We start from the raw sequence: 26,512 nt of genomic DNA on the forward strand, positions 1-26,512 counted from the left end.
GAGGATTGCGCGGGTCACGTGTGTGCGTGGCGGCGGGCGGCAGCCAGGGCGGGCGTGACAGGATGCGGCGTGCCTCCGTTCAGCGCCGCACCCCCCGGTGGCCTCCCGCCGTTCGTCGCGGACCTGCACATCCACTCGAAGTACTCCCGCGCGTGCAGCCGTGACCTCACCCTGCCGAACCTCGGCTGGTGGGCCCGGCGCAAGGGCATCGGCCTGCTCGGCACCGGTGACTTCACCCATCCCGCCTGGTACGACCACCTGCGCGAGACGCTGCACCCGGCCGAGCCCGGCCTCTACCGGCTCAGCCCGGAGGCGGAGCGCGACATCGCCCGGCGGCTGCCGCCCCGGCTGGCGAGCGAGGCTGAGAGCGACCCCGTCCGTTTCATGCTCAGCGTGGAGATCTCCACGATCTACAAGCGGGACGACCGGACCCGCAAGGTTCACCACCTGATCTACCTGCCCGATCTGGACGCGGTCGAGCGGTTCAACACCGCGCTGGGCCGGATCGGCAACCTCGGCTCCGACGGCCGCCCGATCCTCGGCCTGGACTCCCGCGACCTGCTGGAGATCACGCTGGAGGCGAGCCCGGACGGCTACCTGGTGCCGGCGCACATCTGGACGCCCTGGTTCTCCGCGCTCGGCTCGAAGTCCGGCTTCGACGCGATCGCCGACTGCTACGCCGACCTCGCCGAGCACATCTTCGCGGTGGAGACGGGCCTGTCGTCGGACCCGGAGATGAACTGGCGGGTCGGCAGCCTGGACGCGTACCGGCTGGTGTCCAACTCGGACGCGCACTCCCCACCGGCGCTGGCCCGTGAGGCGACCGTCTTCGCCACCGCACGCGACTACTTCGCGGTGCGGGACGCGCTGCGCACCGGCGACGGGCTCGCCGGCACCGTCGAGTTCTTCCCCGAGGAGGGCAAGTACCACGCGGACGGCCACCGGCTCTGCGCGGTCAGCTGGTCCCCGGAGCGGACCCGGGCGGCTGGCGGGCGCTGCCCGGAGTGCGGTAAGCCGCTGACCGTGGGCGTACTGAGCCGGGTCGAGGAGCTGGCCGACCGTCCGGTGGGGCACCGTCCGGCGCACGCCCGCGAGGTGACCCACCTGGTGCCCCTGGCCGAGATCGTCGGCGAGATCAACGGCGTCGGCGCCCGGTCCAAGAAGGTGGAGGGCAAGCTCAACGAGCTTGCCGCCGCGCTCGGCCCGGAGCTGGAGATCCTGACCCGCACCCCACTCGACGATCTCGCCCGGGTCGGTGGCGAACTGCTCGGCGAGGGGATCGGCCGGTTGCGCCGGGGCGAGGTCCGCCGGGTGCCCGGCTACGACGGCGAGTACGGCGTAATCACCCTCTTCGACCCCGCCGAGCTGCGCGGGCAGTCGGGCAGCGCGCAGGCGGAGACGCTCTTCGACGTACCCGTGCCGGCGCAGCGGAAGCCGACGGAGCCGGCGTCGAAGCCGCGGGCCAAGCGCCCGACGGCGGCCAAGGCCGAACCGAAGCGGAAGCCGGCGACGGCGCCGCCGCCGCCGATCGCCCCGCCGCCCTCGCCGCACGAGCCGTTCGAGCCGATGCTCGCCGGCATGGAGGAGGTCGGCACCGGTTTGCTGGACCGCCTCGACGCGATGCAGCGGGTGGCGGCCTCCGCGCCGGGTGGCCCGCTGCTCATCGTGGCCGGCCCGGGCACCGGCAAGACCCGGACGCTGACCCACCGGATCGCGTACCTCTGCGCCGAGCTGAACGTCTTTCCCGAGCAGTGCCTGGCGATCACCTTCACCCGGCGGGCGGCGGAGGAGCTGCGGCACCGCCTCGACGGCCTGCTCGGCCCGGTCGCCGAGGATGTCACGGTCGGCACCTTCCACTCGCTCGGGTTGGCCATCCTCCGGGAGAACGCCGACGCCGCCGGCCTGCCGGCGGACTTCCGGATCGCCGACGACGCCGACCGGGCGGCCGCCCGGAGCGAGGCCGGCGACGACCCGGCGGTGTACACCGCGCTGCTGCGCAAGCAGGACCTGGTCGACCTGGACGAGCTGCTCACCCTGCCGGTGGCGCTGCTGCGCGAGGACCGGACGCTGGTCGAGCGCTACCGGAGCCGCTGGCGTTGGATCTTCGTCGACGAGTACCAGGACGTCGACGCCGTGCAGTACGAGCTGCTGCGGCTGCTCAGCCCCGCGGACGGCAACCTCTGCGCGATCGGCGACCCGGACCAGGCCATCTACTCGTTCCGCGGCGCGGACGTGGGCTACTTCCTGCGCTTCTCGCAGGACTTCACCGACGCCCGGTTGGTCCGGCTGAACCGCAACTACCGATCCTCGGCGCCGATCCTGGCCGCCGCGGTGCAGGCCATCGCGCCGTCGTCGTTGGTCCGGGGTCGCCGGCTGGACCCGGCCCGGCTGGACCCGGAGGCCCCGCTGGTCGGCCGCTATCCCGCGGCCTCCGTCGCCGACGAGGCCGATTTCCTGGTACGCACCATCGACGAGCTGGTCGGTGGTCTGTCGCACCGGTCGCTGGACTCCGGCCGGATCGACGGCCGGTCCACCTCGCTCTCCTTCTCCGACATCGCGGTGCTCTACCGCACCGACTCGCAGGCCGCGCCGATCGTCGACGCGCTCGCCCGGGCGAACATCCCGGTGCAGAAGCGCTCACACGATCGGCTGCGCGACCGCCCCGGGGTGACCGCGATCGCTCGGGAGCTGCGGCACGCCGACGGGCTCGGCGGCGGCCTGCCGGCCCGGGTCCGGCTCGCCGGGCAGGTGCTGGCCGAGCGGTTCGCCGCACCCACCCTGGACGGCTCGGGCGTGGTACGGCCCGAGGAGGTCCGGGCGGCGGTCGACCTGCTCACCCCGCTGGCCCGGCGCTGCGGCGACGACCTGCCGCTCTTCCTCTCTCAACTGGCCACCGGCGCCGAGGTGGACGCGTTGGACCCGCGCGCCGAGGCGGTCACGCTGCTCACCCTGCACGCCGCCAAGGGGCTGGAGTTCCCGGTGGTCTTCCTGGTCGGCGCCGAGGACGGTTTGCTGCCGCTGCGCTGGCCGGGCTCGACCCCGGACGAGGACGCGGTCGCGGAGGAGCGGCGACTCTTCTTCGTCGGGCTGACCCGCGCCCAGGACCGGCTCTACGTCAGTCACGCGGCCCGCCGCACCCGGCAGGGGACGGAACGTGACTGCGCCCCCTCGCCGTTCCTCGACGTGATCGACCCGGGCCTGTTCGAGCGGTTCGGCGAGACCGAGCCCCGCCGGCCGAAGGACCGCCAGCTCCGCCTGATCTGACCGCCTCGGGCCCACCGCAGGGCCGCCGACGCGGATTCGCCGGGCTGGGTGGCGGCCGAGCCGGGCCCGGTCGGGCACCTGGTTACGATATACCTCAGAGTCATATTGATGCCTCTCAGGTATCGCTCACCAGCAGGGCCGGGCGGCGGGCATCCGTCGGAAGCTGGGCGCGCCAGCGGGGGGTGTCAGGCGAGGAGAGCGGCCAACCAGGCACCGGCGAGGATCGCCGGGCCGAACGGCAGGGCGGTGTCCCTTCGGACCCGGCGGGTGGTGAGCAGCGCGAGCACCACGAGGCCGTTGAGCACGTGCGGCAGGACCAGCCCCCAACCGAGGGTCGGCCAGCCCAGCCAACCGAGCGGCAGGCCGAGCGTGGCGGCCAGCTTCACGTCACCGGCGCCGAGCCGGGAGCCGGGCAGCAGCGCCAGCGCCAGGTGGACGGCGAGTGAGATGGCGGCACCGGCCACGGCCAGCGCCAGCCGGGCCGGGGTGCCGCCGACGAGTGCGGCCACGAGCAGTGCGAGCGCGGCGGTGCCCGCGGCCGTGGCCACCAGCGGGTCGGGGAGCCGCAGGCAGGCCAGATCCACCACGGCCAGCACCAGCCCGACCGCCGCGACCAGCAGGAACGCTGGCAGGGCCGGGTCGGCCCCCCCCGGGCTGCGGCGAGCCCGCCGAAGACCACCGCCCCGGCCAGGCCCAGGACGATCCGGCCGCCCATGGAGCGCGATCGGGCGATCGGGCGGTCGCCGGGGGGCGCGGTGGCGTCCGGGGAGGCGGCGGGCAGGAAGCGGTCAGCGAGGGTCGGCGTGACGAGGCCGGCGAGGACGCCGAGGAGCGCCGCTCCGGTCACCAGTCCCGCCGACACGGGCCCGGATGCTACCGGCGGGACGCGGCCGGTTCCGCCCCGTCGCGCGCCCGGCGGGGTCGCTCGGTGCTCACCACCAGGGCCACGCCGGCCACGATCACCGCACCGCCGAGCAGCACCTGCGTGGTGATCGGCTCGGCCACCAGCACCGCGCCGAGCGCCACCGCCACCACCGGGTTGACGTAGGCGTACGTCGCGACGAGCGAGATCGGCGCGTGGTGCAGCAGCCAGACGTACGCGGTGAAGGCGACCAGCGAGCCGGCGACCATCAGGTAACCGAGCGCGAGCCAGGAGCGGGTGCTCACCTGACTCGGGTCGAAGCCGCGCAGCTCGCCCCGGCCCAGGGCGAGCACGGCGAGCACCACCGCCCCGGCGATCATCTCGTAGACGGTGGCGACGAACGGGTCGGCGGGCATCCGGATCCGCCCGGAGAGGAACGACCCGACCGACCAGGAGACGGCCCCCGCCACCACGGTGAGCGCCCCGGCCAGCGGCACACTGTCCGCTCCACCGGTCGGCAGCACCAGCAGGACCAGGCCGAGGAAGCCGAGGGTGACGCCGGCGAAGGTCCAGAACCGGGGTCGGTCCCCGGTGGCCGAGCGGAGCAGCACCACCAGCAGCGGCACCGTGGCGACCAGCAGCGCGGCGATCCCGGAGGGCAGCGCCGTCCCGGACGGACCGGATTCGGCGAGCACCACCAGCCCGTTGCCGCCGGCGAGCAGCAGCACCCCCACCAGCGCCGCGGAGCCGAGCTGCCGCCGGCCGACGCGGAGCGCGCCCGGCCCCCGGCGGATCCGGAGCACGAGCGCCAGCACCACGGCGGCGGCGGCGAACCGGGCCGCCGCCGAGGCGAGCGGCGGCAGCGTCTCGACCGCGATCCGGATGCCGAGATAGGTGGAGCCCCAGAGCAGGTAGACCACGATCAGGGCGGTCCAGATCAGGCCCGGGGCGGTTGCGGCGCCGGCGATCACAGCGGGCCGTCCGGAAGGATCGGCGGGCCGGGTCGCACTTGGTGGAGTCGAGCTCATCGCTGGTCCACGCTACGGTGACCTCGGCGTCGGCGTCCCGCCTTGGTGGCCGGCCTCTCACCACTCCCGCAGGAGGCGTGCATGGCGAACTACGGATCTGCGGGCGGCGGCTCCCCGGAACCGTGGCAGGGGCGACCGGCTGAGCAGCCGTACGGGCCGCCGGCCGGGCAGCCCGGGTGGGGCGAACCGAGGCCACGCTACGACGACGGCTCCCGCTACGACGACGGCTCGCGTTACGACGACGGCTCCCGCTACGGCACGGATTACCAGCCGGAGTACCAGTACGACGCCGATCCCCGCTATGCGGCCGAGCCACATCCAGCACCCGCGCCGGGCTACGACACCTCCGCCTACCCGGGTGGCGGCCCGGTGACGTACGGCGGTGATCCGGCGCCGCCGCCCCCGCGTCGCGGTCGCGGGCCGTTGATCGCGGTGCTGGCGGTCGTCACGCTGCTCGTGCTGGCCGGCGGTGCGGCGCTCTTCGTCCTCCTCGGCCAGGACGAGCCGGCACCGGTGGCGGGGCCGACCCAGCCGGCGACGGCCGGGGGGCCGGACGCGGACGTCGCCGACCCGACGGACGTGCCGAGCGCGCCCGCACCGGAGTCGTCGGCCGACCCGCGGTTCGTCAAGGTCGGGCAGTGCGTCCGTAACGAGGGTACGGCCGGTGGAAAGCCGAAGCTGCTGATCAGCGACTGCGCCCCGAAGTCGTACGAGGTGCTGCGCCGCATCGAGGGTGTGACCAGTGGGGAGAAGGACGCCGAGGCGAAGTGCGCCAAGGTGTCGGGCTACACCAACTGGTACTTCTTCGACAGCGAGCTGGACACCCTCGACTTCGTCCTCTGCCTGAAGCAGCGCTGACCCACGCACCCCTGGGGATGAGATGAGCACCTACGGACCACCCGGTTCCGGCCAGCCGGACGACACCGAGCCACCCACTCAACCCCAGTGGGGTCCGCCCCCGGCCCAGGGCGCCGAACCACCGACGGCACCGATGTGGGGCCCGCCGCCGACCTCCGGCTCCGGCTATCCGCCGCCGGGCGGTGCGGCCGGGTCACCGCCGCCCGGGCCCTTTCCACCGGCCGGCCCGGCACCCGCTCCGGTCGCCGGCCAGTGGGGCGCGCCGCCGCCCGCGCCGGGCGGCTACGGGATGCCACCCACACCGGGCGGCTACGGAATGCCACCCACACCGGGCGGCTACGGAATGCCGCCGGCCGCCCCGCCGGCGAAGCGACGCGGTGGCCGGATCGCGCTGATCGTCATCCTGGCGGTGCTGCTTCTGCTCTGCCCCTGCCTCGCGTTGAGCGGTTGGGCCGTGTGGCGGGTGACGAACGACGATTCGACGAGTTCGGCGCCAGCACCGTCACTGGGTGCCCCCGGAGAGCCGTCCGCCGGGCCGTCGTCGGCCGGGCCGAGCCCGAGCGGGGACGACGAGGAGTTCGCCACCGGCGACTGCGTGGTCAACGACGGCACGGACAACGAGGCCGAGCTGCGCAAGGTGCCGTGCGGCCCGAACACGTACCAGGTGCTGCTGCGGATTCCGGCGACGACCGACGGCGACCGGTGCGAGACGCTGGCGCCGCAGGCCACTGCGAACTACGTCCACGACAACACGATCGACGTGCTGGACTACGTGCTCTGCCTCAAGGAGCGGTAGTCGTAGGCAAAACTAGGGCTGTCTAGCGTGGAGGCTAGACAGCCCTAGTTTTATGTCGACGGTCTCGACACGCCGGTAGCCCCATCTATCCATGTCTAGCCCGGCAGCTAGACGGCCCGATACTCTGCGATGCGTGGATCCGGTCCGCAACCCGTACGCCCCGGGCGCCGGCCAGCGCCCGCCCGAACTCGCCGGGCGGGGGCGAGAGCTGGACGTCTTCGACGTCGTACTGGAACGCATCGCCCGAGGGCGGCCGGAGCGGAGCCTGATGCTCACCGGACTGCGCGGCGTCGGCAAGACCGTCCTGCTCAACACCCTCCGCTCCCAGGCGATCAGCCGGCTCTGGGGCACCGGCAAGATCGAAGCCCGGCCGGACCAGTCGCTGCGCCGTCCGGTGGCCGCCGCGCTGCACATGGCCGTGCGGGAACTCGCCCCCCGACACCGGGCGCCGGACCGGATCGACGCGTTCCTCGGCGTACTCAAGGCTTTCGCGCTGCGCGCCACGCCCGCCGGCCGGGCCGGGGCCGCGACCAAGCTGCGCGACCGCTGGCAGCCCGGCATCGACGTGCCCGCCAGCAGCGGCCGGGCCGACTCCGGGGACATCGAGATCGACCTTGTCGAGCTGCTGAGCGATGCGGCCGGGGTCGCCAGCGACGTGGGCACCGGCATCGCCATCTTCATCGACGAGATGCAGGATCTCGGCCCCGAGGACGTCTCCGCGCTCTGCGCCGCCTGCCACGAACTCTCCCAGCTCGGCGCGCCGCTGATCGTGGTCGGCGCCGGCCTGCCCCATCTGCCGGCCGTGCTCAGCGCGGCGAAGTCCTACTCGGAACGGCTCTTCCGCTACCAGCGCATCGACCGGCTCGACCGGATCGCCGCCGACCAGGCGTTCTGCGCGCCGGCGGAGCGCGAGGAGGTGGAGTACGAGCAGAAGGCGCTCGACCTGCTCTACGAGAAGTCCGGCGGCTACCCCTACTTCGTCCAGGCGTACGGGAAGGCCACCTGGGACCACGCTCCACGTTCCCCGATCACCGCCGCGGACGTCCGGGTCGCCGCCCCCGAGGCCGAGGCGGAGCTGGCCGTCGGCTTCTTCGGTTCGCGGTTCGAGCGGGCCACCCCGGCCGAGCGCGAGTACATGCGGGCGATGGCCAGCCTGTCGCTGGTGGAGGCCGAGACGGGCGGCCCGGTCCGGGACGACATGGACGCGGCGGTGCCGACCGCGGAGATAGCCCGGTCCCTCGGCCGCAAGCCGGCCAGCCTCTCCCCGGCCCGGGACGCCCTGATCAAGAAGGGCCTGATCTACTCCGGCGAGCGGGGCACCGTCGCGTTCACCGTGCCGCACTTCGGCCGGTACCTGCGCACCCAGCCGGCCTGACCGCGACACGGCCGCGCCCACCCGGCCCGCGCCCCGACCGCGATCGGGCGGCGCGGCTCAGACCTTGGACCAGGGCGGCGGAAAGACCACCTCGCCCTGCGGCGGCGGGCCGGCATCGCTGGTCGACGGGGGCAGCACCAGGCACTGCCAGGGCTCGCCCAGCCCCGACCACGGGCTGGTCAGCCCCATCCGGTCGGCCCGCTCGAAGCCGAACCGCCGGTAGTAGCCCGGGTCGCCGAGCACCACGACCAGTCGCTCACCCAGCTCGGTGGCGGCGTCCAACGAGGCCTGCACCACGGCGGTGCCGTGCCCGACCCGTTGCCGGTGCGGAGCCACCGCCAGTGGCCCGAGGGCCAGCGCCGGCTCCGAACCCCGCTCGGACTTCACCCGCACCCGGGTGAGCAGTGCATAGCCGACGACCTCACCGCCGTACTCGGCGACCATGGCCAGCTCCGGAATCCACACGTCGCTGCCCCGCAGCTCGTCGACGAGGCCCACCTCGGGAGGGGTGGCCACGTCGGGCCGCGCGAACGCGGCGGCCAGCACCCGCCGGACCGGGCCGGCGTCGGCCGGGTCCTCGGGTCGCAGCCGCAACGTCGTCACCCGCGCGACGTTACCCGCCGGAGGCGGTCCATCCGCGACGGTCGCTCGATTCGGCGTGGCGCAGTGTGCACCGTCGCCGATCCGGATCGGCGGTTGCAGGGGTGGCCGGGGTCGCGAGGGGGTATGACTGAGCCATGAAACCCGTACGCTCTCTCGCCCGCGCCATGTTGAGCGGCATCTTCGTGGTCAGCGGGTACCGCAACTTCACCAGCCCCGGCCGGCTCGTGCCGTCGGCCGAGCCGCTGACCGACCGGGTGGCGCCGCTGATCCAGCGGGTCAACCCCCGCCTCCCGACCGACACCGCGACCCTGATCCGGGCCAACGCGGCGGTGCAGGTCGGCGCCGGGCTGATGTTCGCCACCGGGCGGCTCACCCGGCCGGCGGCGCTGGTGCTGGCCGGCACGCTGGTGCCGGTGACCCTCGCCGGGCATCCCTTCTGGAAGAACGACGACCCCCTCGCGCGGACCAACAACCAGATCCACTTCCTGAAGAACATCGGCCTCCTCGGCGGGCTGCTGCTGGCCGCCGCCGACACCGAGGGCAAGCCGGGGCTGCGCTGGCGGACCGGCCACCGCATCGGCCACTCTCGACGTTCGGTCGGTCGGGCCGTCCGCACCGCCCGGCGGGAGGCCCGGATCGCCGTCCGGTCCGCCGCCACCGCTCGGCGAATCCCTGGTTGACCTGCATCTATACCTCCCCTCGATGCGCCACACCCCTCCCAACACCGCGAATCACCTGAACCACCCGGTAGGCGTTAACGCGGTGGAAATGTCAAAAACATGTGTGGGATCGGACACGGTCGCATAACGCGGGAGGCACTAACGTGAGGCGCCGTTCTAGGCTCCGTGCAGGACCTGGACGGGTAGGACGACGACCTTGGTATGGGGGTGGCCACGCCGTGCCGACGACCGTCGGGAGACGGGCGGACCGCCTCGCCCTCGTTCAGCGGGTCACGAGTGGGATCGATCGCACGGTCACGACCGCGCTGGTCGGGGGTCGCCTCGGGACACTCGTACGGGCCGGCATCGTGGCCTTCGTCGCCTACGCCGCGTGGCTCGCCGTCGGCATCTTCGGCCGGCCGTACAACTTCTTCGACATGAAGATCTATCACGGCGCGATCGTGTGGTGGGCCAGCGGTCACGAGCTCTACGAGTTCATCGCTCCGGACACCACCCTCGGGTTCACCTACCCGCCGTTCGCCGGCCTGGTCATGCTGCCGATGGCGCATCTGCCGGTGCAGGCGGCCGGTCTGGTCAATGCGCTGGCCAGCCTCACCGCGCTGGCGGTCGTGCTGGCCGGGCTGCTCCGCCCGATCGTCGAGCGGCTCGCCTGGCCGCTGTGGTTCTCGGTCGCCATCGCGGTGCCGCTCGCCGCGGCCATCGAACCGGTCCGGGAGACGCTCGGCTACGGCCAGGTCAACCTGCTGCTCTTCGCGCTGATCATGGCCGACATGATCGGTCTCCGTTGGCGCTCCCGCCGCGGCACCCACGCGGCGGCCGAGGACGGCCCGCTGCTGCGGTTCATCTACAGCGGCGCCTGGGCGGGCGCCGGCATCGGGCTGGCCACCGCGGTCAAGCTCACCCCCGCGCTCTTCATCGCCTACCTGATGATCACCCGGCAGTGGCGGGCCGCGTTCACCGCGATCGGCACCACGATCGGGGTCACCGTCGGCACGTTCGCGGTCGTCGGCAACGAGTCGCGCGCCTATTTCGGCAGCGTGCTCTGGCAGACCGAGCGGGTCGGCGCGGCCGACATGACCCCGAACCAGTCGCTGGCCGGGCTGCTGGCCCGGCTCTACGACTCGATCGAGACGCCCGGCCTGCTCTGGTTGGCGTTCTCCGTGCTGATCCTGGCGCTGGGCCTGTCCCGGGCGGCCAACTCACACGCGGACGGCGACGAGCTGACCGCGTTCACCCTGGTCGGGCTGACCGCCAACGTGATCAGCCCGATCTCCTGGACGCACCACCTGGTGTGGGTGATCCCGGCGATCATCGTGCTGGCCGACGCCGCGGTACGCCGTCGCGAGGCGAGCCGGGGTCCGGCACACCGGGCCGCCCAGCTGTCCGGGAACGGTGGCCTGCCGGGGGTGAGCGGGCTACGCCCGCCGATCTGGTACCCGACGTTGACCGGGCTCCGGCACGGCGTCGCCGCGATCGGGCTCTACCTGCTCTTCCTGATCTCCCCGATCTGGCCGTACGAGCACCAGTTGCCCGAGGTCTCGCACTACCAGGACGGTCTCTTCGGCGCGCTGATGGAGAACTCGCTGGCGGTGGCGCTGATCGTGCTTGTCGCCGGGCTGCCCTGGCGTCCGGGGGCGGAGCCGGTGTTCTACAGCGACCGGATGGGCCGGGTCTCGGTCAACGCCCGCCGCTGAGCGCCGGGCCGCGACCCGGCGCCCGCACCGGTCACGGGCAGTTGACCCACTCCTCGGTGCCGTCGGCGAAGACCTGACGCTTCCAGATCGGCAGTCGCGCCTTCACCTCGTCGACCAGTCGCGCGCAGGCCGCGAACGCGGCGGCCCGGTGTGCCGTGCTGACCGCCGCGACCAGGGCCACGTCGCCGATGGCGAGCGGACCGACCCGGTGCGAGACGGCGACCGCGTACACCTCGGGGTCCGCGGCGATCTCGGCCGCCACCTCGCGCAGGATCTGCTGGGCGCTCGGATGACCCTCGTACTCCAGGCTGGTCACGGCCCGGCCGTCGTCGTGGTCGCGGACCACACCCTGGAAGGAGACCACCGCCCCGGCCCGGGCGTCGGCGACCGCCGCCTCATGCGCGGCCAGGTCGAGCGGCCGGTCGGTGACCTCACCGAAGGCGAGCGCCGGCGCGGTCATGACGTCCGCTCCCCGGGCAGCAACGGCAGCGGCACCACCGGCACCGGCGAGCCCGGTTCGCCGCTGGTGCCCGGGCGGATCACCGCGAAGCCGTCCGCGCCGGCGAGCCCACGCAGCATCGCCGAGCCGACGTGCCGCACCGGGTGGGCGGTACCGGCCGCCCGGTCCAGCCGGACCAGGGCGAGATGGGTGAAGTCACCTCGACCGGGCACCGGCTCGGCCAGGGTGACCTGCGGCAGCACCGGCATCGACCGGCCCTGCAGGCCGGCGAGCAGCGGTGCGACCAGCGAGACCAGCGCGACGATCGCGGACTGCGGGTTGCCCGGCAGCCCGGCCACGAAGCGGACCCGCCCGTCGGCGTCGGTCAGCTGGGCCAGCAGCATCGGGAACCCCGGCCGGACCGCGACCGTGTTGACCACGTAGTCGGCGCCGAGCTCGGCCAGCGCCGGGTGCAGGTGGTCGACCGGGCCGTGCATCGTGCCGCCCGTGGTGCAGACCAGGTCGGCGCTGTCCAGGGCCGCGCGCAACGCCGCGACGTGCGCGGGAAGGGTGTCCGCCACCGGGCCGATGACGTCGTCGGCGGTCAGCTCGCAGCCGTAGCGGCGCAGCCAGGCCGGCACCGCCGGGCCGAGCGCGTCGCGGACCCGGCCGGCGCCGGGCGGGCCCGCCGTCAGCAGCTCGTCGCCGAAGACCAGCAGCGCGGCGCGCGGCGCGCGACGCACCGGCAGGGTGTCGTAGCCGCACGAGGCGGCCAGCCCGATCACCGCCGGGTCGACCGGCGTCCCGGCCGGCAGCAGCTCCTCCCCGGCGTACGCCTCCTCGCCCGGCTCGCGCCACTCCGGCGTGGCCCGCGGCGTGCCGGCGACCCGGCCGTCCGGCGTCCGCTCGGACTCCTCGATCCGCAGCACCGCCGTGGTGCCCGTGGGCACCATCGCGCCGGTGGCGATCTCGACGGTGGTGCCGTCCTCGGTCAGCGGCGGAGGGCTGCCACCGGCGAGCACCCGGCCGACGACCGCCCAGGGCCCGGCGCCGCGCACCGCCCAGCCGTCCACGCTGGAGGTGGGGAAGGCGGGCAGGTCGGTACGCGTGGTCAGCGGCTCGGCGAGGGTCTGCCCGTCGGTCTCGACGAGCGGTCGGGCGGCCACCGGAAGCGCAGCGGCCAGACCGGCCGCGTGGACCCGGGCACGCGCCTGATCCCAGCCGACCGGCGGCGGCGCGGGGGCGCGGTCGGCGGCCGGTGCGGTTTCGGTTCTCACCCGCCGAGCCTATCGGGGCAGTGGACGCGGTGCCGGCGCAGTGACCCCGCTCAGTGGTCGCCGCCGCGCAGCTGGTCGACCGCGTGGACGAGGATCGGGCCGAGCACGGCGAGCCCGTCGCGCGCGCCGCCGGTGGAGCCGGGCAGGTTGACCACCAGCATCCGACCGGCCACCCCGGCCAGACCCCGGGAGAGCGCCGAGGTGGGCACCCGGTCGCGGCTGTGGGCGCGGATCGCCTCGGCGATGCCGGGAATCTCGTAGTCGAGCAGCGCCCGGGTCACGTCCGGCGTCCGGTCGGACGGAGTGATGCCGGTGCCACCGCTGGTCAGCACCACGTCGACCCCGTCGGCCAGCGCGGCTCGCAGCGCGGCGCCGACCGGCTCACCGTCGGGCACCACGACCGGCTCGTCGACCTGGCAGCCGAGCTCACGCAGGCCGGCGACGAGCAACGGGCCGCTGGTGTCGGCGTAGACGCCGGCGGCGGCCCGGTTGGAGGCCACCACCACCCGCGCCCGGATCACGGCCGGTCCTGCGGGCGGACCCACTCGCCGGTCTTGCCGCCCTCCTTGCGCAGCACCCGCACCGCCTCGACCGAGGCCGCCGGGTCGACCGCCTTGACCATGTCGACCAGGGCGAGGCCGGCGACCGCGACCGCGGTCAGGGCCTCCATCTCCACCCCCGTCCGGTCGGCCGTCCGCGCGGTGGCGGTGATCTCGACCGTGTCGGCGGTGAGTCGCAGGTCGACGGTGACCGCGTGCAGCGCGATCGGGTGGCAGAGCGGGATCAGGTCGGGCGTGCGCTTGGCGCCCATGATGCCGGCGAGCCGGCCGACGGCCAGCGCGTCACCCTTCGGCAGGCCGTCGCGGCGGAGCAGGTCGACCACCTCGGACGTGGTCCGGAGCCGGCCGGCGGCGACCGCCGACCGCCCGGTCACCGCCTTGGCGGAGACGTCGACCATGCGGGCCGCGCCGGCCGCGTCGACGTGGCTGAGCTGCGCGGGTTCGGTCACGGCCGCGAGCCTATCCTCCGGGTACGAGCGGAACCTGCTCCCCTGGCCTTCGACCGACTGGCGGTGGGGAGGAGCGACGCCCGGCACAGCGCGCGCCGCGGTGCTGTCGGCGCGACCGCACGGCCTGACGCCGCCTCTCCCCACCTACCCGCCGCCAAGTCGCTGGGGGGGACCCGTGCAGCGGGCGATTCGGCGACCCGGTCCTGACCGCAGGCCAGAACCTCCCCCGTTGGCCGACACCGCGACGACGCTAGCGAGGCCGGCGATAAGAAATCGATAAGCGCGGCGGCCACCTCACCGCGACCGCTCGACGGCCGGGGGCTCGGCCAGCCGGCGCTCCACCTCGACGCGTTCCGGCACGCCCATCCGGCGGAAGATGGCCAATGCCCGCTCCCAGTGCCGGCGCGCCTCGACCGGCTCGGTACGCGCGAAGTGCTCGGCCAGCCCGGCCAACGCCCGGCCCTGCTCGTACGGATGCCCGATCCGGGTCGCGAGGCGCAGCGCGGCGGCGTACATCTCGGCGGACTCGTCCACCTCTCCGGCTGCCGCGAAGGTCCGGCCGAGTTCGTTCAGCGCCGCCGCCTCCACATGGCGCTCGCCCGAGTCGGCGGCCAGCGTCCTGGCCAGCTCGTGCTCGCGCTGGGCCTCGACCAGGCGACCGAGGGCGCGGAAGGCGGCACCGAGGTCGTTGCGTACCTCTGCTTCCGCGTAGCGGTGACCGGTCCGGTCGCGCAGCGCCAGCGAGGCCCGTAGCAGCCGGATCGCCTGGCGATGCTGGCCGAGGCGCACCTTGACCCCGCCGATGTGGCTCAGCGCGTTGAGGATGTGGAAGTCGCTCTGGCTGATCCGCGCCCAGTAGAGGTGGAGCCGGTGGACACGCAGGGCGTCCTGGTAACGACCGGAGGCCGCCAGGGCCAGCCCGACGTTGGGCAGGCCGACGGAGATGTCGTGTCCGTCGCGGCCCCGTGGATCCCGAAGGCTCTCCAGTCCGACCGCCACCGCCTGTCGCAGGTCACCCCGGAGCCAGTAGACGACGACCAGGTTGGCCCGGTACCGGAACAGGCCGCGGCTGTCCCCCTCCTGCTCGGCGATGGCGGCGGCCCGGGACAGGTGATCCAGCGCCGGCCGGTAGTTGCCCGTCCGGACGTACGCGGAGGCCAGGTAGTTGTTCATCGAGGCGATGCCGTGCGCGTCGCCTTCCGCCTCGGCCGCGGCCAACCCGCGCCGGTGCGTCAGCAGGATGTCGTCGAAGTACGCGCGGATGTAGCAGAACCGCCAGAGGCACCGGGCCAACCGCCAGGCGTACCCGTGCAGGCCGGCCTCCTGTGCGCCGACGACGAGGGCGACCAGCTCGGCCCGCTCCCGCGCCAACCAGTCGACCGACGGTGCACCGACGGTTTCCAGCAGTTCGGGACGGCGCGGGGGCGGCGGCGCCACCTGGTCCCGGATGAAGTCGGGCTCGAGCAACTCGGCCACCCGTAACGACGCGTTGAGCGCGAAGTCGAGCAGCTCGGCCAGGGCCCATTGACGGGTGTCGGCGGAGTCGTCGCGCGCGGACAGCTCCGACGAGTACTGCCGGAGCAGGTCGTGCATGCGGTACCGCCCGGTCTCCACCTCTTCGATCAGATAGCCGTCGACGAGCTCGTCGAGCGCGCGGCGCGCGGTGTCGATCGGGAGTCCGGCGAGCGCCACCGCCATGGCGAAGTCGATCTTGTTGCCCGGATGCAGGCTCAGCATTCGGAACATCCGTCTGGCGGGCTCGCTGAGCGGCTCGTACGACGTGGCGAAGACACCGGCCAGCGTGCGCTCCTCCTCGGAGAACTGGCCGAGCGCGTGCGAGCCGTCAGCCAGGAGTTCGGCGAGATGGGCGACGCGCCAGCTGCGCCGCCGGGCCAGCCGGGAGCCGGCCAGCCGGATCGCCAACGGCAGGTACCCGCACCGGCGTACGACCGTGGCGGCCGCCTCCGGTTCGGCCCGCACCCGGTCGGCGCCGGCCGCGCGGGCGAGCAGCGCGAGCCCTTCCTCGGTGGTCATTCCCGGTAGCGACTCCGGCGGCCCCACGTCCAGGCCGGTGAGCCGCCGGCGCGAGGTGACGATGAGCACCGTTCCCGTGAGCACCGGCAGCAGCGGTCGTACCTGCTCGCCACTGGCCGCGTTGTCGAGGACGACGACGCACCGGCGTCCGGCCAGTTCGCGTCGCCACGCCTCGACCCGGCACGCCAGCTCCGCCGGGATCTGCTGTCCCGGTACGCCCAGTTGACGCAGCAGGGTGGCCAGTGCGCCGGCCGGCTCGACCGGCTCCTCGCCGCCGTGGCCGCGCAGGTCGACGAAGAGTTGCGCGTCGGGATAACGGGCGGCCAGCCGGTGCGCCACGTGTACGGCGAGAGCCGTCTTGCCGCTGCCGGCCATCCCGTCGATGACGTGCACCGCGGAGGTCAGCTCCTCCACCCGCCGGGTCTCGGCCAACAACCGCTCGGTGGTCTCGGCGCGGCCGACGAAGTCGGTCACCGGCCGGGGCAGCCAGTTGACACCGCCGGGCCGTTCCGCGGACGCCGCCGGCGCTCCTGGCCGGTGCCCACCCGAGCGGGTCAGCCCGGCCCTCGTCCGGGGGATCGCCGTCTGCTGCCCGGCGCCGGCCGGCTGCCGCTCGTCCGCGTCGTCGACCGCCCGCCGGAAGCGCTGGAGCTCGGCGCCCGGTTCGATGCCGAGTTGCTCACGCAGCGCGTCGCGCGCGCTGCGGTACGCGGCGACCGCTTCGGCTCGGTCACCTCGCTGGTACAACGCCCGCATCAGCAGCAGATGGGCGGACTCCCGGAGCGGGTGGAGCCCGAGCAGCTCGCGAAGCAGCGGGATGGCCTGTTCGCCCCGGCCCGAGCGGGTCCAGACGTCGGCGAGGAGCTCGACGGCCAGCAGCCGCATCTCCTCGGCGGCCACGGTCCGCGCGGTCAGCACCGGTCCGAGCGGAACGCCGGCGAGCATCGGCCCTCGCCACCGGCCCACGGCCCGCTCGAGCAGCTCCGCAGCCGGGTCCAGCGCGCCCTCGTCGAACCCGACCCGGGCCTGTCGGTACTCGGCCTCGAAACGGTTGACGTCAATCTGTTCCAGCCCGACCTGCAGCCGATAACCGCTGGCGTGTCGCACCAGGACTTCCGCGCCGGGTGCCAGTGCCTCGAAGTTCCGCCGCAGATTGGCGGCGTAGGTACGCACGTTCGCAACAGCGGATCGTGGCGGTTCGGCGGGCCAGAGTTCATCCACCAGATCCTCGACGGTCACGAGCTGACCAGGCTGTGCCACGAGCAACGCGAGAACGGTCTGTTGTTTCGGCGTCCCCGGGTGCAGGCTGCCCGCCGAAAGTTGCACCGTAAGGCCACCCAGAACGCGAATCTCCACCGGTCCCTCTACTTTGGCCGTAATTGGGTATTCACATGATCACGCCTGGAAGCATAGGACCGGAGGTCACCGAAGTGGCGGCACATTCCGGCATCCGGACCGTCACCCTGCGCGACTGTGGCCCGCCGCTGCGGCGCCATCCGATCCGATCGCGCAACGCATCCGAAGTGCGGATGAAGGATCCGGCGACCTTGGCCACACTGGACTGGCAACCGACCGTTAACGTTCAGCGGTATCGGCGACAGTGCGGTGGATTTGTCGAATGAGTTAAGCGCGCTCCGCTCAGGAGTGCGGACAGAACGTGACAAACCAGCGCCATCTTGGCTTATGTTGCGCATACCGACATAAATGCTTCCGTATCACTCGCTAACCCTCCTACGCTCCTCCCTACAAAGACGCCCCTTAGCGGGGGCGCCGGCGATCGGGGAGGGAGACCTGTCATGCGCAGCACCGAGTGGAACTGAGCTCTTATCAAGCCCGGAACGCGAGAGGTACGCTGCCGGTCATCAGATACTGACGGTCGGCAACGGATGGGGTTGGGTGAGCCTGACGACGCGTCGTCACAGCGATACCGACCGACGGTTGCTGCTGTTGGTCGGAATTCTTGTGGCCTTCGCGAGCGTCGTGGCCCTGGGCGCCGCGACGGCCGTCTGGCACGACCCGCCCACCTCGATCGACGACTTCACAACGAGCGCCGCCGTCGCCGTCATGATCGCTCTCGGAGCGATCGTCAAGGCGCCGCTGCGGATCAGGTCGACCGCGTTCTCCATCGCGTGGGTCGAGACCGCCATCGTCCTCGGACTCGCGCTGGCACCACCACCGCAGGTGATCCTCGCCGCCGGAGTGGGCATTGCCTGCGCGTCGTTCCTGACCCGCCTGTCCGCCATCAAGACCGCGTTCGGCATCGCCAAGCACACCCTCGTCGCGGGAGGCGCCACAGCCCTGATCCTGCTCCTCGGTGACCGTTGGCCACCGAGGGATTTCTGGAACGTCATCGTCGTCCTCGGCGCGGTATACCTGGTCGCCGCGCTGCTGGATGACCTTCTCGCCACCCCCGTCATCGCCCTCGCCTCGGGCAACAAGATCTCCCGACAGTTCCGCAACAACCTCGACCTGCGACTGGCCGGGTTCGGCGTCCGCTTCGTGGTGGCCGCCTGCACGCTGCTCATCATCCGGGCCGACCCACGACTGCTGCTGGCCGTCCCCCCGCTCGTGCTGAGCCTGCACCTCGCGTACTCGGCCCGGATCCGCGGCCGGACCGAGCAGCAGGCGTGGCAACGGCTCGCCCGGACCACCGACGCGCTCAACGTGGTCGACCTGGACAAGGTCCTCACCACCGCCGTCACCCAGGCGGCCGAGCTCTTCTCCGCCGACGAGGTGGAGATCGAGCTACGCGACGGCGACCGGACCGTGCGCGGCGGCGCGGGCGGCGTCATCACGTACGACGGACCGGGGGGCGAGCCCACCACCGTCGACGGCACCGTCGTCCCGGCGCCACTCGAGGGGCACGACCGGGCGGTCGACGTCGGCGTGCTGCGGCTGCGGTTCCGCGGGCCGGTGGAGCTCTCCGAGCGGGAGCGGTACACGCTGCGGACCTTCGCCTCCGCGCTGTGCACCGCCGTCCGCAACGCGCAGGCGTACGCCGAGCTGGCCCGGGTCGCCGAGGAGCACGCGTACGCCGCCACCCACGACGCGCTGACCGGGCTGGCGAACCGGCGGCACCTGCTCGACCAGGGCACCGAGCAGCTCAGCATCCGGCACGCCGACGGGGTCACCGCGCTGGTGCTGATCGACCTCAACCACTTCAAGGAGGTCAACGACACGCTCGGGCACGCCGCCGGCGACCAGGTGCTGGTGCAGGTGGCCGAGCGGCTGCGCGGCGCCGCCCAGGGCGACGACGTGGTGGCCCGGCTCGGCGGCGACGAGTTCGCGGTGCTGCTGCGCGGTCTGCCGGCCCCCGCGGTGGCCGCGCACCGGGCGGAGACCCTGATCGCCGCGCTGCACGAGCCCTTCGACCTGGACGGCATGCGGATCAGCGTCGAGGCGAGCGGCGGCATCTCCGCCGCGCCGGCCAGCGGCGGGATGCCCGAGCTGCTGCGCCGCGCCGACGTGGCGATGTACCAGGCCAAGCGGGCCGGCCAACGGATCTCCACGTACGCCCCGACCCGGGACACCGCCGACCTCGGCCGACTCACCCTCGGCGGTGAGCTGCCCCGCGCGGTCGCCGACCACGAGTTCACCGTCAACTTCCAACCCATCGTCGACCTGGCCACCGGCGAGGTCACCAGCGCCGAGGCGCTCGCCCGCTGGCACCACCCCCGGCACGGGGTGATCGACCCGCTGCGCTTCCTGGAGGCGGTGGAGCGCTCCGGCCTGCTGCCGGCCTTCGCCGAGGCCATCCTGGACCAGGCGCTGATCGCCGCCGGCAGTTGGCGGGACGCCGGCTTCGACGTACCGGTCGCGGTCAACGTCTCCCCGCGCAGCCTGCTCGACGCCCGGTTCCCCGGCTCGGTGCTGGCCCGGCTGCGCGCCCACGACCTCCCGGCGGACCGGCTGGTACTGGAGCTGACCGAGACCCTCACCCTCAGCCAACTCGACGTGGTCGACCGGGTGCTCAGCCGGCTGCGCGACGAGGGGGTACGCCTGGCGCTCGACGACTTCGGCACCGGCTACTCGTCGCTGAGCCTGCTCTCCCGGATCCCGGTCCACGAGCTGAAGATCGACCGCAGCTTCGTGAGCGCGATGGAGAGCTCCGCCGAGGCCGCCGCCGTCATCCGCTCCACCCTCGACCTCGGTCGCAGCCTCGACCTGACCGTGGTCGCCGAGGGAGTGGAGAGCGAGCCGCAGCGCCGCGCCCTCTGGGAGTTGGGCTGCGCCGCCGGCCAGGGCCACCTCTTCGCCCGACCGATTCCGGCCGGCACGCTGCTCGCCGCGCTCCAGCGCGGCGCCGGCGGCAGCCCGGGCACCCTGGCACCCCCGCTGCACGACGCCGGCTCGGTGATCCGCCTCGGCGGGCGGCGCTCGAACGGTCGCGGCCGGGACCGGCTACCGCACCTGCCCGCCTGACCCCGGCACACCACCCGCACGCCCAGCCGCGGCGATCACCTACCCAGGCCGTGCGCGGCCCGGGTCGCCGCCGCCCGTCTGCCACACTTGCCGGCGTGACCGCCGCAGCCCCGACCGTCCGCCGCCGTGGCTGGCGGGCCGTCGACTCCGCCGCCGGCGGCCTCGCCCTCGACCTCGGCCTCTACGCCGCGTCGGCCGGGTTCGCCGCGATCACCGCCGCCACCTCGACGCTGCTCCCGCACCGCGCCTGGGGCGGCACCGCCGCCGTCGGCTATCTCCTCGCCGCGCTGGCCGTCGCCAGCCAGCTGCTGGTCCGCCGCCGTCACCCGGACTCGCCGCTGGTCGGGCTGCCGGCCCGCTGGGCGCTCACCGGGTTCGCGTGGGTGACCACCGCGCTGCTTCCGCTCGTACAACAGAGCGTCGAGCGGGCGGGCGGCCGGACCGACCGGGCACAGGAGGAGGTGCACGTCGTCGAGCAGGCCGGCACCCGGCTCGCCGAGCACGGCACCCCGTACCTCGGTCACGACGCCATCGCCGCCCTGCCCGCCGACGAACGGCTGCTCGGCTACACCCCGTACCAACCGGGCATGGCCCTCTTCGGGCTGCCCCGGGCGATCGCCGACGGGTGGTGGACCGACGCCCGGGTCTGGTTCGCGGTCGGCACCGCGCTCGCGCTCGCCCTCGCGGTCGCCACGCTCCGCGCCCACCACCGCGCGGGTCGCACCGCCGCCCCGGCGCAGGCGGGCGGAACGACCCGCCCGAACGCCGCGCTGCTGCGCGGCGTGCAGGCTGCGACCGTCCTGCCGATCTGCGCCCTCACCCTGGCCACCGGCGGCGACGACCTGCCCATCCTCGCGCTCTGCCTGCTGGCCCTGGCCTTCGCCGGCACCCACCGGCCCGGGCGGGCCGGACTCGCGGTCGGGGTGGCCGGCGCGCTGAAGCTCTTCGCCTGGCCCATCGCCCTGGTCCTGATCATTTGGGGGGCGAACCGGCGGGCCGGCACCCGGGTGGCCGCCGGAGCCATCGGGCTTCCCGTGGCGGCCCTGCTGCCCGCCCTGCTGGTCGACCGCGACGCCCTGGTGGAGAACGTGCTCCGCTTCCCCCTCGGCCACGGGCTGGTGACCAGCCCAGCGCAGTCACCCTTCCCCGGCTACCTGATCGCGACCGGGCTGCCCGGCGGCAGATACATCGCCGCCGCGCTGCTCGTCGCGGCCGGCGCGGCGATCGCCGTCCGACTCGCCCGCCGCCCGCCGCGCACCGCCGTCGCCACCGCGCTGATCTGCGGGTACGGGCTGCTCGCCGCGATCGCCCTGATGCCCACCACCCGCTTCGGGTACCTGCTCTATCCGCTCGCCCTGCTGATCTGGGCACCCGCCCTGCGTGCCCCGGAGCAACCGGCCACCGAGCCGGCGGAGCCGCTTCTTTCCGGCAACTGGCGCGCGGCGGGGCGCGGCAGGGCGTAGACCTGAGGCATGACCACCTACCGCGACCGCGCCGAAGCGGGCCGGGTGCTCGCCGAGCGGCTCACCGGCCTGATCGGCGAACCGAACCTCATCGTCCTCGGCCTGGTACGCGGCGGCGTACCGGTGGCACAGGTGGTCGCCGGACGACTCGGCGCGCCGCTGGACGTCCTGGTGATCCGGAAGCTCGGCATGCCCTGGGCTCGGGAGGTGGCCTTCGGCGCGCTCGGCCCCGGCGGGGTGCAGGTACTCAACGAGCAGGTGGCGAGCCGGCTCAGCGCGGAGGACATCGCCGAGACCAACCGGCGCGAGCAGGCCGAGCTGGAACGGCGGGAGCAGCTCTACCGGGCCGGACGGCCACCGCTCGACCTCACCGGGCGTACCGCGGTGATCGTCGATGACGGCCTGGCCACCGGCGCCACCGCCCGGGCGGCCGTGGAGGTCGCCCGCCGGCTCGGCGCCCAACGGGTGGTGGTCGCGATACCGGTCGGTTCGCAGGAGGCGTTCGAGATGTTGTCCGCCGAGGCCGACCAGGTGATCTGCGCCCAGCGCCCACCCGAGTTCATGGCGGTGAGCAGCTACTACGAGGACTTCCACGAGGTGACCGATGACGAGGTGACGGAAACGCTTACGGCAACCGCGTGACCCGACCAGGTACCGTCGGGTGATGAGCCTCACCTGTCCCAAGTGTCATGGAGAAATGCGTCAATACGAGCGCAGCGGCGTCGTCATCGACCAGTGCGGTGAGTGTCGGGGGATCTTCCTCGACCGCGGCGAGCTGGAGAAGCTGTTCGAGGCGGAGGCGAACTGGAACCGCCAGCAGGCGGCCGGTCCGGGCGGCCAGCCAGCCCACCAGCCCGCCGGCTACCCGCCCCCGCCGCCCCCGCCGGCGCCGCACCAGCCGGGTTACGGCGCGGTGCCGCCGCCCCCGCCGCCGGCGCACGGCTACCCGCCCGCGCCGGCCTACGGCGGCCACGGCCAGCAGCACCAGGGCTACCACGGGCACTACCGGCGCAAGAAGCACAAGAGCTTCCTCGACGACATGTTCGGCTGAGCCCACCCGCACAGCGTCCGACGGCCGGCCCGGTACCCGCCGGGCCGGCCGTCCTGTCGTGCTGGACGCCATCATCCGTGCGAAGCTGCAACCCATGACCGCCGTCCGGCAGCATGACGCGCTGGCGCAGGCGTACGGGGCGATCACCGCCGTGGTCACCGACCTCGACGACGCGGACCTGCAACGACCGACCCGGTGCCGCGGCTGGCTCGTCGCCGACCTGCTGTTCCACGTGCTCTGCGACGCTCAGCGGGCGCTGGTGGCGCTGGCCAGCCCGGCACCCGGGCCGGCCGACGTGGACGACGTCAGCTACTGGCGCGCGTTCCCGCCCGGCGGCGACGCCGACGGTGCCCGGCACGCCTGGTGGGCCCGCCGCTCCGCGGCGGCGTTCGACCGGCCCTCCGGCGTGGTCCGGATCTGGTCCGACACCGCGCCGGCCGCCGTCCGGGCCGCCAGCGCGGCCGACCCGTCGGGCCACGTGGTCACCCAGGGTCACGTGCTGCGGGTGCCGGACTTCCTCGCGACGCTCACCACCGAGGCGGTGATCCACCACCTGGATCTGGTGCTGGACCTGCCCGACGCTCCGCCACCCGGCCCGCTCGCCACCCGGGTCGCGGTAGCCACCATGGATGGCCTGCTCAGCGACGAGGCGGTCCGCCCGGCGAGCTGGGACGACCACGAGTTCCTGCTGAAGGCGGCCGGCCGCCTCCCGCTCACCGACCGGGACCGGTTGGAGCTGGGCGAGGTCGCCGGCTGGTTCCCGCTGCTCGGCTGACGCGCGGCGTCCCTCCGCCCGCAGTCGGCCCGGGCACCGCTCGCGCGGACAGGCTCAGACGATGGCCATGTCGACGAAGCGGGACAGGTGCAGCTGCGCCGCGACGGTGACCGTGTCGGTCGGACCATTCCGGTGCTTGGCGACAATAAAATCCGCCTCGCCCGCCCGCGGCGACTCCTTGTCGTAGTAGTCGTCCCGGTGCAGCAGGATCACCACGTCGGCGTCCTGCTCGATCGAGTTGTGCGTCGCGATGCCGTTGGCGATGAAGTTGTGGGTGCCGAGGACAGTGGCGTCGAAAACCTCCTGCTGGCCGAGCGACTCGATCGACACGATCTCGTCCCAGAAGATGTCGTTGGTGGCGTGCAGATCGAGGTCGGCGGAGTCAAGCACCGATGCGATCTTCGACAACCGGGACCGGCTCGGCGAGTGCTTCCACATCGTGCTGCCGCAGAACTGGGTGCCCGTGGCCGCAGCGAACTCCCGGTGGCTCATACCCCGATCGGCCAAGACCTGCCTCACCCTGCTCCACACCTCGCGCGGCACCGTGTCGACGTTGGGGTTGCTCTGGATTGCCTCAATGGAGGCGAGAAGGTCCGCGCAGTTCTCCGCTCGCTCGCCGTGAACCCCGATCTCTCGCAGGAACCGCAGTTGGTCGTCGCGGCCGGAGATGTCGAGCGTGTACTGGGGCCGATGGCCCACCACGGCTACGGTCTTGAGCCGCGCGGTAATGCCGTACCTCAGCAGGAGACGAGAGATGTCCTCCAGCAACCGCTGGCTGGTAGATGCGAAGTAGACCCGCCCCCCGCGCCCGGACTTGTTGACGCAGACGGAGCCGTCGGTGGCCCACAGATGACGCAGGAAAAGGGTGATCTGTTCCTTCGGCAGGCCGAAGACGGACGCTGGCAGGAACTTCTCGTGAGAGCGCAGACCGAAGAGCCCGAGGCCATCGAGCCACTCGGCGATGGGGTTCCGGCGGCCCCGGGCCAACCGGTAGGGCGCGGGTAGCCGAAGCGTCGTCACTCTGGCCACTTCGTAGTCGTCGCGAACCGCGGAGATCCCAAAGTGCTTCGCCGCGTCCGTCACAACGCTCAGGTTGGACTCATCTCGGCTGGCATAGCGGATGGGTTGACGGCGTACGAAGGAGCCGTCGCCCAGCAGGTGTGCCAGCAGCACGACCTCCGCCTCTGCCCAAGGCCGAACCGTCAGCGGGGGCGGCACGTGCCGAGGCGTCCCAATCCTCGCTCCCGCCGACAGCTCTCCCAGCGGCACCCAGCCCCCGAACGTGAGGAAGGGGTGGTTGGCCGTTGCGTCGATCTGTTTTCCCGACGTGAGTGTCATCCGGAAGATCTCACGATTACCGCTCGGGAACACGTGGGTCATCGTGCGGGGTGTGTAACGGAGCGACTCGTCCAGCGCCCAGACCGGGATGTCCTTCGCCCCAGCGGCGAGGAGTTCCCCGAGGGTCACTTCAGAGTTGTTGTCGGCTCGGATGACCCTCGTCTCCGCTGTCAGGCAACCTGATTCACGCAGGTCGGAGAGCTGGGGTCGCTTGTCGGTGCGCTGCTCGGGGCCACGGTTCAGCTGGCTGACCGCGATCACCGGGCACTCGACCTCCTTGGCCAGCAGCTTCAGGCCCCGGGACAGATCGGCGACCTCCTGCTGCCGGCTCTCGGTGCGCTTTGGCGAGGTCATCAGCTGGAGGTAGTCGACCACGATCATCTTGAGGTCGTGCCGCTGCTTGAGCCGCCGCGCCTTGGCCCGGATCTCCATCAGGTTCATGCTCGGGGTGTCGTCGACGAAGAGCGGCGCCTCGCTGATCTCGCCCATGCAGCGCGCCAGCTTGGTCCAGTCGTCGTCGGAGAGCTGACCGCTGCGCAGCACGTGCAGCGGCACCCGGGCCTCGGCCGAGAGCAGTCGCATGACGATCTCGACCTTGCTCATTTCCAGCGAGAAGATGGCCGCCGCCTGGTTGGCGCGAATCGCAGCATTTCGGGCGAAATCCATACTCGCCGTTGACTTGCCCAAGCCAGGCCTGCCGGCCACGATGATCAGTTGCCCCGCGTGCAGGCCGTTGAGCAGCCGATCCAGGTCGCTGAAGCCGGTGGGCACACCGGTCATCACCCCACCCTGGGCGCCCACCGCCTCGATCTCGTCCAGGGTCGGCTGGAGCATGTCGGCCAGGACGGCGAAGTCCTCGCTGACCCGCCGCTCGGTGACGTCATAGACGGCCTGCTGAGCGAGGTCGACAACGTCGTCGACGTCGCGGCTGCCCCCGCTTGCGGTGCCGTAGCCGAGCTGCACGATCTTGGTGCCGGCCTCGACCAGCCGCCGCAGGACCGCCCGTTCGCTGACGATCCGGGCGTAGTAGGCCGCATTGGCGGCGGTCGGCACGCTGGCGATCAGGGTGTGCAGGTAGGGCGCGCCGCCGATGCGGACCAGGTCGCCCGAGTCGGCCAGGGCGGCCGCCACCGTGATCGAGTCGGCCGGTTCGCCGCGGCCGTAGATCTCCAGGATGATGTCGAAGATGGTGGCGTGCACCGGGCGGTAGAAGTCGTTGGTCTTGAGGATCTCCACCACGTCGGCGATGGCGTCCTTGGAGAGCAGCATGCCGCCGAGGACGCACTGCTCGGCCGCCACGTCCTGGGGCGGGGTCTTGTCGTAGTGGCCTTCGCGCTGCGCTGGCGCGGGGGACTGACCGCCGCCCCGTGGCTCCGCCCGCATGTCATCGGTGACCGACACCGGTCCCCCCTCCACTGCGTCGGATCCGCGTCCCAGCTCTACCGTCCGGGTACGACATTTTGCCGACCGGACCGGTTGATCGGGGGCCATCGCGCGGGCGGTCGGGGGCCAACCATACGGACACCGAGCTCAGGGGCCAACAA

The 26,512-nt window shown here is 73.0% G+C and carries 21 protein-coding genes; 12 read left to right on the forward strand and 9 right to left on the reverse strand.

Annotation, left to right across the window (positions count from 1 at the left end; translation table 11 throughout):
* Window positions 1–69: 69 nt before the first annotated feature.
* Entirely contained in the window at window positions 70–3,264 is a 3,195-nt protein-coding gene (locus ACIBBA_RS18805) for a UvrD-helicase domain-containing protein (RefSeq protein ID WP_396698763.1), read from the forward strand.
* Window positions 3,265–3,449: 185 nt separating this feature from the next.
* Here the strand turns inward: ACIBBA_RS18805 and ACIBBA_RS18810 are convergent, their stop codons facing one another.
* Together ACIBBA_RS18810 and ACIBBA_RS18815 are read right to left on the reverse strand one after the other, a co-directional pair.
* On the reverse strand, window positions 3,450–3,860 hold the full coding sequence (locus ACIBBA_RS18810; RefSeq protein ID WP_396698765.1) for a prepilin peptidase: 411 nt from the start codon (window positions 3,858–3,860) through the stop codon (window positions 3,450–3,452).
* 277 nt (window positions 3,861–4,137) lie between these two features.
* Complete coding sequence (locus ACIBBA_RS18815; RefSeq protein WP_396698767.1) at window positions 4,138–5,154, reverse strand: EamA family transporter; 1,017 nt, start codon at window positions 5,152–5,154, stop codon at window positions 4,138–4,140.
* Between the two features lie 369 nt (window positions 5,155–5,523).
* Between ACIBBA_RS18815 and ACIBBA_RS18820 the strand changes: the two genes are divergently transcribed.
* The 3 genes from ACIBBA_RS18820 (at window position 5,524) to ACIBBA_RS18830 (ending at window position 8,183) form a co-directional block, all read left to right on the forward strand.
* Window positions 5,524–6,012, forward strand: coding sequence for a hypothetical protein (locus ACIBBA_RS18820; protein WP_396698887.1), 489 nt, complete (start codon window positions 5,524–5,526; stop codon window positions 6,010–6,012).
* A gap of 391 nt (window positions 6,013–6,403) precedes the next feature.
* Complete coding sequence (locus tag ACIBBA_RS18825) at window positions 6,404–6,808, forward strand: hypothetical protein (protein WP_396698889.1); 405 nt, start codon at window positions 6,404–6,406, stop codon at window positions 6,806–6,808.
* Window positions 6,809–6,941: 133 nt separating this feature from the next.
* Complete coding sequence (locus ACIBBA_RS18830; RefSeq protein WP_396698769.1) at window positions 6,942–8,183, forward strand: AAA family ATPase; 1,242 nt, start codon at window positions 6,942–6,944, stop codon at window positions 8,181–8,183.
* 57 nt (window positions 8,184–8,240) lie between these two features.
* Here the strand turns inward: ACIBBA_RS18830 and ACIBBA_RS18835 are convergent, their stop codons facing one another.
* Complete coding sequence (locus tag ACIBBA_RS18835; protein WP_396698771.1) at window positions 8,241–8,786, reverse strand: GNAT family N-acetyltransferase; 546 nt, start codon at window positions 8,784–8,786, stop codon at window positions 8,241–8,243.
* 134 nt (window positions 8,787–8,920) lie between these two features.
* On the opposite strand from ACIBBA_RS18835, the gene ACIBBA_RS18840 reads away from it, so the two are divergent.
* Window positions 8,921–9,466: a DoxX family protein gene (locus tag ACIBBA_RS18840; RefSeq protein ID WP_396698773.1), complete on the forward strand. Its 546-nt coding sequence runs from the start codon at window positions 8,921–8,923 to the stop codon at window positions 9,464–9,466.
* A gap of 218 nt (window positions 9,467–9,684) precedes the next feature.
* Complete coding sequence (locus ACIBBA_RS18845) at window positions 9,685–11,160, forward strand: glycosyltransferase 87 family protein (RefSeq protein ID WP_396698775.1); 1,476 nt, start codon at window positions 9,685–9,687, stop codon at window positions 11,158–11,160.
* Window positions 11,161–11,191: 31 nt separating this feature from the next.
* Here ACIBBA_RS18845 and ACIBBA_RS18850 read toward each other — a convergent pair whose 3' ends face one another.
* The 5 genes from ACIBBA_RS18850 to ACIBBA_RS18870 form a co-directional block, all read right to left on the reverse strand.
* Entirely contained in the window at window positions 11,192–11,620 is a 429-nt protein-coding gene (locus ACIBBA_RS18850; RefSeq protein ID WP_396698777.1) for a molybdenum cofactor biosynthesis protein MoaE, read from the reverse strand.
* A complete protein-coding gene (locus tag ACIBBA_RS18855; protein WP_396698779.1) occupies window positions 11,617–12,876 on the reverse strand; it encodes a molybdopterin molybdotransferase MoeA in 1,260 nt (419 codons plus the stop codon). Before ACIBBA_RS18855 ends, ACIBBA_RS18850 begins: the two co-directional genes overlap by 4 nt.
* Before the next feature lie 50 nt (window positions 12,877–12,926).
* Window positions 12,927–13,397 (reverse strand): MogA/MoaB family molybdenum cofactor biosynthesis protein, encoded by a 471-nt coding sequence (locus ACIBBA_RS18860; protein WP_350868745.1) that lies wholly within the window; start codon window positions 13,395–13,397, stop codon window positions 12,927–12,929.
* A complete protein-coding gene (gene moaC / locus ACIBBA_RS18865; protein ID WP_396698781.1) occupies window positions 13,394–13,885 on the reverse strand; it encodes a cyclic pyranopterin monophosphate synthase MoaC in 492 nt (163 codons plus the stop codon). Before moaC ends, ACIBBA_RS18860 begins: the two co-directional genes overlap by 4 nt.
* A gap of 294 nt (window positions 13,886–14,179) precedes the next feature.
* Window positions 14,180–17,275, reverse strand: coding sequence for an AfsR/SARP family transcriptional regulator (locus ACIBBA_RS18870; RefSeq protein ID WP_396698783.1), 3,096 nt, complete (start codon window positions 17,273–17,275; stop codon window positions 14,180–14,182).
* 35 nt (window positions 17,276–17,310) lie between these two features.
* Here ACIBBA_RS18870 and ACIBBA_RS18875 point away from each other — a divergent pair, with 35 nt between their 5' ends.
* From ACIBBA_RS18875 to ACIBBA_RS18900, 6 genes are all read left to right on the forward strand, one after another.
* Window positions 17,311–17,541 (forward strand): hypothetical protein, encoded by a 231-nt coding sequence (locus ACIBBA_RS18875; RefSeq protein WP_396698785.1) that lies wholly within the window; start codon window positions 17,311–17,313, stop codon window positions 17,539–17,541.
* 274 nt (window positions 17,542–17,815) lie between these two features.
* The gene (locus ACIBBA_RS18880; RefSeq protein WP_396698787.1) at window positions 17,816–20,341 is read left to right on the forward strand and encodes a putative bifunctional diguanylate cyclase/phosphodiesterase; all 2,526 of its coding nucleotides are present in this window, start codon (window positions 17,816–17,818) and stop codon (window positions 20,339–20,341) included.
* 95 nt (window positions 20,342–20,436) lie between these two features.
* Window positions 20,437–21,804, forward strand: a complete 1,368-nt coding sequence (locus ACIBBA_RS18885) for a glycosyltransferase 87 family protein (RefSeq protein ID WP_396698789.1) — start codon at window positions 20,437–20,439, stop codon at window positions 21,802–21,804.
* A 9-nt stretch (window positions 21,805–21,813) separates the two neighbouring features.
* Window positions 21,814–22,446, forward strand: a complete 633-nt coding sequence (locus tag ACIBBA_RS18890) for a phosphoribosyltransferase (protein ID WP_357046555.1) — start codon at window positions 21,814–21,816, stop codon at window positions 22,444–22,446.
* Between the two features lie 19 nt (window positions 22,447–22,465).
* A complete protein-coding gene (locus ACIBBA_RS18895) occupies window positions 22,466–22,855 on the forward strand; it encodes a zf-TFIIB domain-containing protein (RefSeq protein WP_350868739.1) in 390 nt (129 codons plus the stop codon).
* A gap of 94 nt (window positions 22,856–22,949) precedes the next feature.
* Window positions 22,950–23,630 (forward strand): maleylpyruvate isomerase N-terminal domain-containing protein, encoded by a 681-nt coding sequence (locus ACIBBA_RS18900; RefSeq protein ID WP_396698791.1) that lies wholly within the window; start codon window positions 22,950–22,952, stop codon window positions 23,628–23,630.
* A gap of 54 nt (window positions 23,631–23,684) precedes the next feature.
* On the opposite strand, the gene ACIBBA_RS18905 is transcribed toward ACIBBA_RS18900, so the two are convergent.
* Window positions 23,685–26,384 (reverse strand): replicative DNA helicase, encoded by a 2,700-nt coding sequence (locus tag ACIBBA_RS18905; RefSeq protein WP_396698793.1) that lies wholly within the window; start codon window positions 26,382–26,384, stop codon window positions 23,685–23,687.
* Between the last annotated feature and the right edge of the window lie 128 nt (window positions 26,385–26,512).

This window comes from Micromonospora sp. NPDC051006, from assembly GCF_044456245.1.
Taxonomy (GTDB): Bacteria; Actinomycetota; Actinomycetes; order Mycobacteriales; family Micromonosporaceae; genus Micromonospora.

Excerpts from the sequence above, each read along its gene's own strand:
- ACIBBA_RS18875 (WP_396698785.1), top strand. The coding sequence starts at position 17,311 with ATGATCACGCCTGGAAGCATAGGACCGGAGGTCACCGAAGTGGCGGCA.
- ACIBBA_RS18850 (WP_396698777.1), bottom strand. The coding sequence starts at position 11,620 with ATGACCGCGCCGGCGCTCGCCTTCGGTGAGGTCACCGACCGGCCGCTC.
- ACIBBA_RS18815 (WP_396698767.1), bottom strand. The coding sequence starts at position 5,154 with ATGAGCTCGACTCCACCAAGTGCGACCCGGCCCGCCGATCCTTCCGGA.
- ACIBBA_RS18890 (WP_357046555.1), top strand. The coding sequence starts at position 21,814 with ATGACCACCTACCGCGACCGCGCCGAAGCGGGCCGGGTGCTCGCCGAG.
- ACIBBA_RS18900 (WP_396698791.1), top strand. The coding sequence starts at position 22,950 with ATGACCGCCGTCCGGCAGCATGACGCGCTGGCGCAGGCGTACGGGGCG.
- ACIBBA_RS18840 (WP_396698773.1), top strand. The coding sequence starts at position 8,921 with ATGAAACCCGTACGCTCTCTCGCCCGCGCCATGTTGAGCGGCATCTTC.